General features: G+C 31.3%; 13 protein-coding genes. 10 read left to right on the top strand and 3 right to left on the bottom strand.

What is annotated here, in order from left to right; translation table 11 throughout:
* The 9 genes from lpdA to HMPREF3058_RS09520 all read left to right on the top strand — a co-directional run bounded on the left by lpdA (position 1) and on the right by HMPREF3058_RS09520 (position 8,527).
* Complete coding sequence (gene lpdA / locus HMPREF3058_RS09560; protein WP_002490063.1) at positions 1-1,407, top strand: dihydrolipoyl dehydrogenase; 1,407 nt, start codon at positions 1-3, stop codon at positions 1,405-1,407.
* A gap of 311 nt (positions 1,408-1,718) precedes the next feature.
* Complete coding sequence (locus HMPREF3058_RS09555) at positions 1,719-1,997, top strand: UPF0223 family protein (RefSeq protein WP_002446173.1); 279 nt, start codon at positions 1,719-1,721, stop codon at positions 1,995-1,997.
* A 138-nt stretch (positions 1,998-2,135) separates the two neighbouring features.
* Positions 2,136-2,675, top strand: coding sequence for a helix-turn-helix domain-containing protein (locus HMPREF3058_RS09550; protein ID WP_002446174.1), 540 nt, complete (start codon positions 2,136-2,138; stop codon positions 2,673-2,675).
* 11 nt (positions 2,676-2,686) lie between these two features.
* Complete coding sequence (locus HMPREF3058_RS09545; RefSeq protein WP_002446175.1) at positions 2,687-3,781, top strand: ABC transporter ATP-binding protein; 1,095 nt, start codon at positions 2,687-2,689, stop codon at positions 3,779-3,781.
* Positions 3,774-4,577 carry an ABC transporter permease gene (locus HMPREF3058_RS09540; RefSeq protein ID WP_002446176.1) on the top strand — a complete coding sequence of 268 codons (804 nt, stop codon included), beginning with the start codon at positions 3,774-3,776 and terminating at the stop codon, positions 4,575-4,577. The genes HMPREF3058_RS09545 and HMPREF3058_RS09540 overlap by 8 nt, the downstream gene beginning before the upstream one ends.
* 5 nt (positions 4,578-4,582) lie before the next feature.
* On the top strand, positions 4,583-5,395 hold the full coding sequence (locus HMPREF3058_RS09535; RefSeq protein ID WP_002491591.1) for an ABC transporter permease: 813 nt from the start codon (positions 4,583-4,585) through the stop codon (positions 5,393-5,395).
* Complete coding sequence (locus tag HMPREF3058_RS09530) at positions 5,392-6,465, top strand: ABC transporter substrate-binding protein (RefSeq protein WP_002457442.1); 1,074 nt, start codon at positions 5,392-5,394, stop codon at positions 6,463-6,465. Before HMPREF3058_RS09535 ends, HMPREF3058_RS09530 begins: the two co-directional genes overlap by 4 nt.
* A 68-nt stretch (positions 6,466-6,533) precedes the next feature.
* Positions 6,534-7,685 carry a lipoteichoic acid stability factor AuxB gene (gene auxB / locus HMPREF3058_RS09525; protein ID WP_002491597.1) on the top strand — a complete coding sequence of 384 codons (1,152 nt, stop codon included), beginning with the start codon at positions 6,534-6,536 and terminating at the stop codon, positions 7,683-7,685.
* A 305-nt stretch (positions 7,686-7,990) separates the two neighbouring features.
* Entirely contained in the window at positions 7,991-8,527 is a 537-nt protein-coding gene (locus HMPREF3058_RS09520) for a DUF4064 domain-containing protein (protein ID WP_002490062.1), read from the top strand.
* A 283-nt stretch (positions 8,528-8,810) separates the two neighbouring features.
* On the opposite strand, the gene HMPREF3058_RS09515 is transcribed toward HMPREF3058_RS09520, so the two are convergent.
* Together HMPREF3058_RS09515 and HMPREF3058_RS09510 are read right to left on the bottom strand one after the other, a co-directional pair.
* A complete protein-coding gene (locus HMPREF3058_RS09515) occupies positions 8,811-10,172 on the bottom strand; it encodes an Nramp family divalent metal transporter (RefSeq protein WP_023474255.1) in 1,362 nt (453 codons plus the stop codon).
* A gap of 114 nt (positions 10,173-10,286) precedes the next feature.
* Entirely contained in the window at positions 10,287-10,898 is a 612-nt protein-coding gene (locus tag HMPREF3058_RS09510) for a YktB family protein (RefSeq protein ID WP_002457440.1), read from the bottom strand.
* Positions 10,899-11,074: 176 nt separating this feature from the next.
* On the opposite strand from HMPREF3058_RS09510, the gene HMPREF3058_RS09505 reads away from it, so the two are divergent.
* A complete protein-coding gene (locus tag HMPREF3058_RS09505; RefSeq protein ID WP_002491586.1) occupies positions 11,075-11,896 on the top strand; it encodes an inositol monophosphatase family protein in 822 nt (273 codons plus the stop codon).
* Between the two features lie 573 nt (positions 11,897-12,469).
* Here the strand turns inward: HMPREF3058_RS09505 and HMPREF3058_RS09500 are convergent.
* On the bottom strand, positions 12,470-12,661 hold the full coding sequence (locus HMPREF3058_RS09500) for a DUF5325 family protein (protein WP_001831670.1): 192 nt from the start codon (positions 12,659-12,661) through the stop codon (positions 12,470-12,472).
* Positions 12,662-12,756 lie beyond the last annotated feature (95 nt).

The following is a 12,756-nucleotide window of genomic DNA, read 5'->3' as shown; positions in this document are numbered from 1 at the left end:
ATGGTAGTTGGAGATTTCCCAATTGAAACAGATACTATTGTAATAGGAGCAGGTCCAGGTGGATATGTCGCAGCCATTCGTGCGGCTCAATTAGGACAAAAGGTAACAATCGTTGAGAAAGGTAATTTAGGTGGTGTGTGCTTAAACGTAGGTTGTATACCTTCAAAAGCATTACTTCATGCTTCTCATCGCTTTGTTGAAGCGCAAAATTCAGAAAACTTAGGGGTAATTGCTGAAAGCGTTTCTTTAAACTATCAAAAAGTTCAAGAATTCAAGACTTCTGTAGTTAATAAATTAACTGGCGGTGTTGAAGGACTTTTAAAAGGTAACAAAGTAGAGATTGTTAGAGGTGAAGCTTATTTCGTTGATAACAATAGTTTACGTGTCATGGACGAAAAGAGTGCTCAAACTTACAATTACAAACATGCGATTATAGCTACAGGTTCAAGACCAATTGAAATTCCAAATTTTGAATTCGGTAAACGTGTTATCGATTCAACAGGAGCTTTAAATCTACAAGAAGTACCTAACAAACTAGTTGTAGTTGGTGGCGGATATATCGGTTCTGAATTAGGTACTGCTTTTGCAAACTTTGGCTCTGAAGTTACAATCCTTGAAGGTGCAAAAGATATTCTAGGCGGATTTGAAAAGCAAATGACGCAACCTGTTAAAAAAGGTATGAAGGAAAAAGGTATCGAAATCGTTACTGAAGCAATGGCAAAATCTGCTGAAGAAACTGAAAATGGTGTCAAAGTAACTTATGAGGCAAAAGGTGAGGAACAAACTATCGAAGCTGATTATGTTTTAGTTACAGTTGGCCGTCGCCCTAATACTGATGAATTAGGATTAGAAGAACTTGGTCTAAAATTTGCTGATCGTGGATTACTAGAAGTGGACAAACAAAGTCGTACTTCTATTGAAAATATCTTTGCGATTGGAGATATTGTACCTGGATTACCATTAGCTCACAAAGCTAGTTACGAAGGTAAAGTTGCTGCTGAAGCGATAGATGGTCAAGCCGCAGAGGTAGATTATATTGGTATGCCAGCAGTTTGCTTTACAGAACCAGAATTAGCACAAGTAGGTTATACTGAAGCTCAAGCAAAAGAAGAAGGTTTATCAATTAAAGCTTCTAAATTCCCTTATGCAGCTAATGGACGAGCTTTATCATTAGATGATACAAATGGTTTTGTTAAGTTAATCACGCTTAAAGAAGATGATACACTTATTGGAGCACAAGTTGTAGGTACTGGTGCATCTGATATTATATCTGAATTAGGTTTAGCTATCGAATCAGGTATGAATGCAGAAGATATCGCATTAACTGTGCATGCACACCCAACTTTAGGTGAAATGACAATGGAAGCTGCTGAAAAAGCAATTGGTTATCCAATTCATACTATGTAATTACAAGTTAATAATGATAAATGTATTTAAATTAATATGATTTATTTATGATTTGTACGTATATTACTTTTTCGTATGTATAGTCACAGACTGTCATAGTTATACGTATCATAAATCATTTCAAAATATTACCCTCAGCATTTAGCTACTCTAAATCATAGCGATCTGTTGGGGGTATTTATTCATGGTGGGATAGAATTCAAAAATGGATTTTATCCCATCTTTTTATGCCAATAAAGGTATACTGTGTTATTTTTAATATATCTAAATTTGAAAAATAAAAGTATAAAGTATATAAAGGAGAGGATACTATGGAATATCAATATCCATTAGATTTAGATTGGACTAATGATGAAATGATGAAAGTGATTCATTTCTTTAATAAAATCGAAAATTATTATGAGTCATCTGTAAAAGGTGACGAAGTTTTAAATGCTTATAAAAATTTTAAACATATTGTGCCCGGAAAAGCTGATGAAAAACAGATTTTTAAAGAATTTGAAAATAAAAGTGGTTATAATAGTTACAAAGTAATTCAAGAAATTAAAAAAAATCCAAATCAAACTATTTTTAGTAAAGATATCGACTAACTTTTTCTATTAAATCCGCAATAATAAGTTAATATAAAACTATTGATTACGTAGCTATATTCTGTTATTTTTATTAAGCATTAAACAAAATGTTTGATATAAGTAAACATGATATAGCTTTTTTAGGTGGTCAGAAAGATGGATATTGGATATAAATTACGTAATTTAAGAAGAATAAAAAATTTGACACAAGAGGAATTAGCAGAGCGAACTGATCTATCAAAAGGATATATATCGCAAATTGAAAGTAATCATGCTTCACCTAGTATGGAAACATTTTTAAATTTAATAGAAGTACTTGGTACTTCTGCAAGCGACTTTTTTAAAGAATCGTCAGATGAGAAGGTACTTTATAAGAAGAACGAACAGACTATTTATGATGAGTATGATAAAGGTTATATCTTGAACTGGCTTGTAACGAATTCTAATGAGTTTGACATGGAACCATTGATTCTAACTTTACGACCAAATGCCTCATATAAAAACTTTAAACCATCTGAATCAGATACTTTTATCTATTGTTTAAATGGTGAAGTATCACTTCAACTAGGAAATCAAGTATATAAAGCTTGTAAAGAAGATGTACTTTATTTTAAAGCGAAAGATAAACATCGCTTATATAACGAAACAAATAAAGAAGTTAAGGTTTTAATCGTTGCCACAGCTTCATATTTATAGGAGGAAACTTTATGAATCCATTGCTTTCTTTTAAAGATGTCAGTAAGGGCTTTGAAGATGTACAAATACTAAACGAAATTAATATTGATATTGAACCAGGCTATTTTTATACACTTTTAGGTCCTTCGGGTTGTGGAAAAACAACAATTTTAAAACTCATAGCAGGATTTGAATATCCCGATAGTGGAGATATTATATATAAAGATAAACCTATTGGTAAAATGCCACCGAATAAGCGTAAGGTAAATACTGTATTCCAAGATTATGCATTGTTTCCACATTTAAATGTATTCGACAATATAGCATATGGTTTAAAATTAAAAAAATTAAGTAAGTCAGAAATTAAGCGTAAAGTTACTGAGGCACTTCAGTTGGTGAAATTAAGTGGGTATGAACATAGGCAAATACAAGGTATGAGTGGTGGACAAAAACAACGTGTAGCCATAGCACGAGCAATTGTTAATGAGCCTGAAATATTATTATTAGATGAGTCTTTATCCGCCTTAGATTTAAAATTACGAACAGAAATGCAATATTTATTGAGAGAACTTCAATCCCGTTTAGGTATAACCTTTATATTTGTAACTCATGATCAAGAAGAGGCCTTAGCATTAAGTGATTATATTTTTGTTATGAAAGATGGCAAAATTCAACAATTCGGGACACCAATAGATATATACGATGAACCAGTTAACCGATTTGTTGCTGATTTTATAGGAGAGTCCAATATAGTTGAAGGTACAATGGTTGAAGATTTTGTCGTCAATATTTATGGTCAAAATTTTGATTGTGTAGATATGGGAATAACAGAAAATAAAAAAGTTGAAGTTGTAATTAGACCCGAAGACATTTCACTTGTTTCAAAAAATGATGGGCTATTTAAAGCCAAAGTTGATTCTATGCTATTTAGAGGTGTACATTATGAAATTTGTTGCAAAGACAGAAAAGGGTATGAATGGGTAATACAATCAACAAAAAAAGCTAATGTAGGTAGTGAAGTAGGGCTGTATTTTGAACCAGAAGCAATACACATCATGGTACCAGGTGAAACTGAAGAAGAATTTGATAAGCGAATTGAAAGTTATGAGGACTATCATCATGCGTAATGTCAATAAATGGTTACTGGTTCCTTACTTATTATGGATGGTTATATTTATTATCATTCCAGTCATTTTACTTGTTTACTTTTCTTTTATAGATATTCATGGTCACTTTAGTTTTACAAATTATGAGCAGGTATTTTCAACTAGATATTTAAAAATGTTTATTGATTCAATATGGTATGCCGCTTTAATTACAATGATTACCTTAGTAATAAGTTACCCAGCTGCGTACTTTATTTCTTATTCAAGATTTCAAAATATACTGCTCATGTTGTTAATTATCCCTACTTGGATTAACTTACTTCTCAAGACTTATGCATTTATTGGTTTGTTAGGGCATGATGGATTTATTAACCAAGCTCTACATGTATTTCAAATACCTAAATTAAACTTGTTGTTTACAAGTGGTGCATTTTTATTGGTGGCAAGTTATATATATATCCCATTTATGATTTTGCCTATATTTAATAGCATGAAAGCAATTCCTAACAATATTTTGCAAGCCTCTAATGATTTAGGTGCTAGTACATTTACTACGTTTCGTAAAGTCATCGTTCCGTTAACAAGAGAAGGTATTAAAACTGGTGTGCAAGTAACGTTTATACCAGCTCTTTCACTGTTTATGATTACCAGGTTGATTGCTGGGAACAAAGTAATCAATGTAGGTACAGCAATTGAAGAACAGTTCTTAACTATACAAAATTATGGATTAGGTTCCACTATAGCACTTTTTCTTATTATTTTTATGGCTTTTTTACTCATTATTACAAAATCAAAATCATCTAATGGGAAGGGGTGATTAGTGTGAAATGGTATGGAAAATTATATATAGCTCTATTAATAAGTGTGCTTTATATTCCTATTTTCTTTTTAATGATTTATTCTTTTAATTCTGCGAGTAATATGAGTCACTTCGAACATTTTACTTTAGAACATTACCACTCCCTTTTTTATAATGATCGGTTGATGTCGGTGATTTTTAATACTGTTGCAGTGGCACTTTTATCTGCATCGATTGCTACAGTTATAGGTACATTTGGTGCAATCGCTTTATATTATTTACGCAACAAACGGTTTAAGATTACGCTATTAACGATGAATAATGTATTAATGGTATCTTCAGACGTAGTCATTGGTGCTTCTTTTTTAATTATGTTCACTGCAATAGGACATTTCACAGGTTTAGGTTTAGGGTTTTCAACAGTGCTAGCATCTCATATAGCGTTCTGTATTCCAATTGTTGTTATCATCGTCTTACCCCAATTATATGAAATGAATGATAATATGTTAAATGCAGCAAGAGATTTAGGTGCTAATGAATCACAATTATTAAGTAGCATTATTATACCTAATATTATGCCCTCGATTATAGGAGGATTCTTTATGGCATTAACATATTCTTTAGATGATTTTACAGTAAGCTTCTTTGTTACCGGAAACGGATTTAGTGTATTGTCTGTAGAAGTTTATGCTATGGCTCGAAAAGGTATAAGTATGGAGATTAATGCCATTTCTACAATAATATTTATTGCTATTATGTTTGGAGTATTTGGATATTACTTTATTCAACATATCGTTAATCGTCAGAAAAAGATGAAACGAGGTGTCAATGAATGAAGCGATTTTTTCAACTTATCATTTCTGCTATGGTTATTGGTATTTTATGTTTAATGATTAGTCATTGGTTTAAATCAAAAGATAATACCCACGCAAATGAGAAGTTATATGTTTACAATTGGGGAGAATATATTGATCCTAGCTTAATTAAGAAGTTTGAAAAAGAAACAGGTATACAAGTCGTATATGAAACCTTTGATTCAAATGAAGCAATGGAAGCGAAAATTCGAAATGGAGGCACACACTATGATGTAGCTTTTCCAAGTGAATATACTGTTCAAAAACTAAAAAAAGCTAAATTGCTTGAGACTTTAAATCATGACAAAATTCCAAATATCAGAAATTTAGACAATGATTATATGAACTTGTCATATGACCCAAACAATCGATATTCAATTCCATATTTCTTTGGAACGGTAGGCATTTTATATGATAAAGAGAAATATCCTAATGAAACGTTTGATAGTTGGGGCGATTTGTATCATTCTCAACTCAAAAATGATATTTTATTAGTAGACGGTGCACGTGAAATAATTGGAATGGGATTAAATAAATTAGGGTATAGCCTTAATGACAAAAATCCGACCCATATTCATCAAGCAGAAAAAGATTTGCATAATTTAGCACCACAAGTTAGAGGTATAGTAGGCGACGAAATTACCATGATGCTTCAACAAAACGAAGGACATGTTGCAGTAGTTTGGAGTGGCGTTGCTGCACCACTTGTACAGGAAAATACTCGTTATAATTACGTGATACCTAAAGAAGGCTCCAATCTTTGGTTTGATAATATGGTGATACCTAAAACTGCACAAAATAAAGAAGGTGCGTATAAGTTTATGAATTTCTTACTAGACGCGCAAAATAGTGCCCAGAATACAGAATGGGTAGGATATGCAACACCTAATAAAGCAGCTCGAAGTAAGTTGCCTAAAGAGGTAAGAAACGATCATAGATTCTACCCATCAAAGCAAGAACAGCAACGGTTAGAAGTCTATAAAGATTTAGGTCAATCGTCTCTCAGTGATTATAATGAAAGCTTTTTAAATTTTAAAATGTCTTTAAAATAGCAAATGGTAGTTATTTTTAGAATTTTTTAATATAATAATGTGATAAGTAAGTTAAGGAGTTGTAACGAATGTTAGGAGAGCAATATACACAAATTAAGCGTCCAGCAAATCGGCTAACTGAAAAAATATTAGGTTGGTTTAGTTGGGTATTCTTACTCATATTAACTATTGTTTCAATGTTTATTGCGCTCGTATCTTTTAGTAATGATACGTCAATTGCCAATTTAGAAAACACACTTAATAATAATGAACTCGTACAACAAATTTTAGCCAATAATGATTTAAGTACAACTCAATTTGTGATTTGGTTACAAAATGGAGTATGGGCAATTATTGTTTATTTTATTGTTTGTTTGCTCATCTCGTTTTTAGCGTTAATTTCTATGAATATAAGAGTTTTGTCTGGTTTTCTTTTTTTAATAGCTGCGATAGTCACTATTCCACTTGTATTGTTGATTGTAACTCTAATCATTCCTATCCTATTCTTTATCATTGCAATGATGATGTTTGCTAGAAGAGATAGAATAGAAACAGTGCCATCTTATTATAATGATTATGATCAAACATACTATGATGAGAGAGGTTTTTATGAACCAGAGTCAAGAAATGAACATGGATATAATGATGATGTGTATGAACCTATGCACACTAAAAAGGAAGATAGAAATACAAGACGTCAATTCAATAGAAATGCTCAGCAACAAGATTCCTATAATGGTATAACTGATAATCAACCTGATGAAGATATATCTTCCAATCAACTTTATTCAGACGAATATGTAGACAATGAAGATAAATATTCTCAATTTCCAAAAAGAGCAGTTGAAAGTGAATATGCGTCTCAACAAACTGAAGATGAACCAACAGTCATGTCAAGACAAGCTAAGTACAATAAAAAATCTAAAAATACGGATTTTGAAGATGTACAACAGGAACATATGGAAGGTAATCAACTCGATGACGTAGGAGTTGTTGAACCACAAATTGATCCTAAAGAACTAAAAGCGCAAAGAAAAAGAGAAAAAGCAGAAATACGTGCTAAGAAAAAAGAAAAGAGAAAAGCATATAATAAACGTATGAAAGAACGAAGAAAAAACCAGCCAAGTGCTGTTAACCAACGACGTATGAATTATGAAGAACGTCGACAAATGATTAATAATGAACATGAAGATGCAGATAATAACTTAAACCAAGAGGAAGATTCAAAAAAAGAAAATTAATATTTATGCCTAGGACATTTATTGCTGTCCTAGGCATTTTAAAAAATTCATCCTCTGTAACTAGATTTTATATAGGATGAATTCAATATTTTTAATTTTAGATTAACCGTATTACTTAATAAAAGTGGGGATACCTATGTCGCTATTTCAAAGAAAGTGAGTTGGACTCTGGATAAATCAACTTGACACCATAGCAACTTATTTACTTCTTAATCAATATAAGAAATGCACTTATTCGCGATAAAGATAAATTTTTAGTATGATTAAATTAACTATAGTTTTAAGAGTTAGGAGGCACATATTAATTGAATAGAAAAGTAGAAAAAAGATTAGCGTGGATTGCTAATATCTTAAGCCTATTATTTTTAATTTTTGGTATTCTATCGATATTTTTTATTAATAATGCATCAAATCAACAACAATATAATGAATTAATGAAGCAGTTTTCAGGTAATAATCAAGATATGTCATCTGAAATGTTTTTAGTTTCTCTTATTGCATCATTAGTCATTTTAGGTTTTTCAACGCTATTAGGTTTTGTTGGTGCAATGGTAATTGAAGGAAGAAAAAACCTTGCTGCCAGTTTACTCATAGCAGCGGCTATCGTAGGTTTATTTACGACTAATTTAATCGCGATGGTTTTATGGATGATTGCTGCGATTAGACTTTTTGCAAAAAAAGATAAAACATATGTAAATGAAAATGATACAGATCAACTTCGTCAAAACCATTCAAAGGACCAAAGTGATCTGAATCATCAACAAAATCAACAACAGAAAGATGTTTGGGATCCTGAACAAGAAATCAACAAACAAAAAAAGGACGATCCATATATATATTAATAGGTTTAGAATTGATATTTGACTAATAAATGTTGAATACAGTCCATAAAAATACGCCCTATCAGTAAAAATAATTGATAGGGCGTATTTTTTAATAAAGTAAGAAAGGGACTATACAACTTGAAGTTAAGTATGTGAATAAATAGTGAAAAATAATGACTTTTTTAATAAAATATAACGTCACTATCTAAATTGAATTTTATTATGTACCTTTTCAACAGTAGCTATATTTCTAATTCATCATTTCAAAATAGAGGATACATATTCTTTGTTATTCATTTAATCATAATTCTTGAAATGTTTGAATGATAAGATATACGTTAAGTCCACTTAAGATAATTATGAGTAACCAGGAAATGATGTTAATCCATGTTTTATTCTTAAAAGTTCCCATAAGATTTTGATTACTTGTAGCTAATTGAAGCGGTATTAACGAAAATGGCAAAGCAATACTCAAAAACACTTGAGAAAAGACAAGTAATTGTTCAATTTTTTCAGTATTTCCTTTAAATACTATAAGACAAATGATAACAGGTATCACTGCTAAAGACCGAGTGATAAGACGACGTAACCAGTTTGGAATGGATAATTTAAGAAATCCTTCCATCACAATTTGGCCTGCTAACGTTCCCGTTATAGTTGAATTTTGACCAGAAGCTAAAAGGGCAACAGCAAATAAAGTACTCATAATACCGCCAAGCGATGCACCTAAAGCAGGTTCTGTTTTTAGAGCCGAATAAAGATCATAAAAACCACCCAAATCTTCAGTTTTTGTTCCAAAGAATAGCGCAGCGCCAAGTGTAAGTAATAAGCAATTGACTACAAAAGCGATGGATAGCTGTATATTAGAGTCGATGGTAGCATACTTAATCGCTTGTGCTTTTTCATGAATACTGTGTCTATCATATTTTCGCGATTGTACAATAGAAGAATGTAAATATAAGTTATGTGGCATAATAGTAGCACCTATGATACCTAGTGCAATATAAAGTATCCCTTGGTTTGTAACAATTTCTTTATGGGGCACAAAACCATTAAGCATATCCATTACTTGTGGAGAAGAAATATAAACTTCAAATACAAAAATAGCCAATACGGTAAAGATTAACGTTCCCACGATAGCTTCAATCTTTCTGAAGCCAAATTTCATGATGAATAATAATAAGAATACATCAAATACAGTGATTAATGCACCTACAATTAATGGTATGCCAAAGATTAAATCTAATGCGATAGCACTTCCTATAACTTCTGCAATATCAGTAGCGATAATTGCTAATTCTGCAATAATCCAGAACATAATTGCTACAGGCTTATTTAAAAAATGACGTGTCATTTGTGCTAAATCCATACCAGTTGCTATTCCTAATCTCACAGTCATACTTTGTAACAACATAGCAGATAAGCTAGAGATTAAGATTACGAATAACAAGGTATAGCCATATTGTGCTCCTCCTTGCATGGATGTAATCCAATTTCCGGGATCCATGTAACCAACAGCGACAAGCAATCCTGGTCCTAAAAAAGCCAGAAATTTTTGACTTGCACTATCATTATGATTGAAGTTGATGGTGTTATTGATTTCATCTAAACTTCGTTGTTGTTCCTGATTGTTACTATTGATATTCAATAAAATCACCCCCATTAATATATGAGTATATATTAACCTAAAGAAAATATTAGGTCAACCTAAAAATATTGGGGCAATAAAAATGCTTGAATGACTTTTCATAATTTAAATCACTCAAGCATTTTAAATTTATTGATAAAATTTTAAAAATTCATCAAAAGTTTCCTCAACAAATTTTAGGAAAGACTTATCAGATTGTAATCTTTTATCGGTAGGTGATAATGTTCTGGCAACAAAAAATTCACCTTTTTTAACATTTTTGACTCTATCGATAGCAGCATGCAACTCTTCATTACTCATATCGTTGATATAGTGCTTTTCAGATTTCATATGATCTAGAGAAACACTATAATCACTAGGTAATGATGTCAGTTTATCAAAATGTTTATCAAATATTTTCACTTTTTCTTCTTTATTTCTACCTTCGTGCATGATACCGAACATAATGAAAAGCTGATTTCTAAACAATCCGATTTGAAAGTGTGGTAACATTTTATAACCACGTTTATTAGGAGCAAAAGCTACCCATGTATCGATAGGTGGATTGACACTTCTACGTGCGTGTTTAGCTACGTGAGCATAAAATGTTTCACCTGTTTGTGTAGTAAAATATTCTTCAAAATAAGATCCTAATTGATGAAGTTGAGGTCTGACATAGTCATTAAGTGCTTCCATTCTTTGATCTAATCCTTCGACTTCAAAAGCTTTAAAATCTTTAGGTGAAAAAGTATATTGAGTCATCATATGCCTCCTTTTAATATGATTAGGAATATTGTAGCATAAACTTTTAAAGTTTATCTAAAATAAGGATGGTCATTCTCTTGATTTACGAAGTCTTTTTAAAGGTAAAATAGTGTGTATTCATATAAATTTACATAGTTATTCATGTATAATATGTAGTAATAGGAGATGATACGATGGCTTTATATGATTTTGCAAAAGGATTGATACTAGAAGCAGGAAATAAGGTAAGATTGATGATGCAAGAAGAATTAGACATTAAGACTAAATCAAATCCTAATGATTTAGTTACAAATGTGGATAAGGCGACAGAGAATTATCTATATGAAACGATTCTTCATAATTATCCAGATCATCAGGTTATTGGCGAAGAGGGGCATGGTCATAATCTCGAGTATTTAAATGGGGTTATTTGGGTTATTGATCCGATTGATGGAACGCTTAATTTTGTTCACCAAAAAGAAAATTTTGCCATCTCTATTGGTATTTATCATGATGGGAAGCCTTATGCAGGTTTTGTTTATGATGTCATGAAAGATGTTTTATATCATGCAAAGGTTGGACAGGGTGCATTTGAAAACACACATAAACTTGAAATGATTCAAAACACCGAACTTAAAAGAAGTATTATAGGTATTAATCCTAATTGGCTTACGAAACCAATACTTAGTGATATTTTTAGTTCAATAGTGAATGATGCAAGAAGTGCACGAGCATATGGTAGTGCAGCATTAGAAATTATTAGTGTAGCGAAAGGTCAATTGGCGGCTTACGTTACACCTAGATTACAACCGTGGGATTTTGCAGGAGGATTGTTGATTTTGAACGAAGTAGGCGGGATAGGAACCAACTTATTAGGCGATAAATTAGACTTCAATCAACCGAATTCAATATTAATAGCAAATCCTAGCCTTCATCGTGAAATATTAAACCATCATTTAAATCAGCAAAGAGATACGCTTATTACACTCCATGAAAAAAGATTTGGAAAGAGATAGAAAGACGGAATCAATAGAGTTAAAAATTTATCTATTTTATTTAGTATGAAGATTTCAAATTTCTTTGTTCTTCAAACCTTAATTTGAAGAATGTCTTATAAGGAGTTTAGAACCACTAAAAGTTTGATATAAGTATTGTTGAGTTATCTCTTTATAAAAAATATAAAAGCCTAGGGCATAGTTGTTGTCCTAGGCTTTCATAATGTGTAGACGGTCAATGACTGAATTGAAAATGTACTGATATGAGGGTTATTTCATAATGAATTGTAGGTCACATCAGAGAGAATTTCACTCAGTTCATTCTACGAATCATCTAGGTGAAGAATCTTTACCCGAGTGAAACGACGAATTCAAGTTAAATTCCGTCTACTCTACCTCGATTGATTATGTTCATCATAAATAACTCACTGTTATGAAAAGTGTTAGATTTAAAATCTACTGAATCAAAATTTGAAAGTGTTCAAGACTTATAATATTTGATTTAAAATTACAAGTTCATATAAGTATTACAATTACGTACAATGACTGTCTTTGTGTGGTTTTAATAAAATCAATATAATGATAAATAAATTTTTATAGCCAATTGTTTTTGCGATATTTCTTTTTCACACTGAACCCAACACCAAATGTTGCAATGAGAAGTATAAATGTTAAAATCATCATTGGAACATTAGCAGCACCTAATGCGAAACTAAATAATGTTAAAAAAATGACAGCCAATATTGAGAAGATCCAGAAAATACCTTTAGATTTTTTTTGTTGCATCCCATACCCCACCTTTTACTTATCTTTTCAATAATATATGATATAATAAAACAGTTGCAATTAAAAGTGGGAGTATACACAAGAAAGGAATTTAT

Source organism: Staphylococcus sp. HMSC068G11, from assembly GCF_001815825.1.
Taxonomy (GTDB): Bacteria; Bacillota; Bacilli; order Staphylococcales; family Staphylococcaceae; genus Staphylococcus; species Staphylococcus epidermidis.
This window is presented reverse-complemented; position numbering and strand designations above follow the sequence as displayed.

Excerpts from the sequence above, each read along its gene's own strand:
- HMPREF3058_RS09555 (WP_002446173.1), top strand. The coding sequence starts at position 1,719 with ATGGAATATCAATATCCATTAGATTTAGATTGGACTAATGATGAAATG.
- HMPREF3058_RS09515 (WP_023474255.1), bottom strand. The coding sequence starts at position 10,172 with ATGGGGGTGATTTTATTGAATATCAATAGTAACAATCAGGAACAACAA.
- HMPREF3058_RS09505 (WP_002491586.1), top strand. The coding sequence starts at position 11,075 with ATGGCTTTATATGATTTTGCAAAAGGATTGATACTAGAAGCAGGAAAT.
- HMPREF3058_RS09500 (WP_001831670.1), bottom strand. The coding sequence starts at position 12,661 with ATGCAACAAAAAAAATCTAAAGGTATTTTCTGGATCTTCTCAATATTG.
- HMPREF3058_RS09510 (WP_002457440.1), bottom strand. The coding sequence starts at position 10,898 with ATGACTCAATATACTTTTTCACCTAAAGATTTTAAAGCTTTTGAAGTC.
- HMPREF3058_RS09540 (WP_002446176.1), top strand. The coding sequence starts at position 3,774 with ATGCGTAATGTCAATAAATGGTTACTGGTTCCTTACTTATTATGGATG.
- HMPREF3058_RS09545 (WP_002446175.1), top strand. The coding sequence starts at position 2,687 with ATGAATCCATTGCTTTCTTTTAAAGATGTCAGTAAGGGCTTTGAAGAT.
- lpdA (WP_002490063.1), top strand. The coding sequence starts at position 1 with ATGGTAGTTGGAGATTTCCCAATTGAAACAGATACTATTGTAATAGGA.
- HMPREF3058_RS09550 (WP_002446174.1), top strand. The coding sequence starts at position 2,136 with ATGGATATTGGATATAAATTACGTAATTTAAGAAGAATAAAAAATTTG.
- HMPREF3058_RS09530 (WP_002457442.1), top strand. The coding sequence starts at position 5,392 with ATGAAGCGATTTTTTCAACTTATCATTTCTGCTATGGTTATTGGTATT.
- auxB (WP_002491597.1), top strand. The coding sequence starts at position 6,534 with ATGTTAGGAGAGCAATATACACAAATTAAGCGTCCAGCAAATCGGCTA.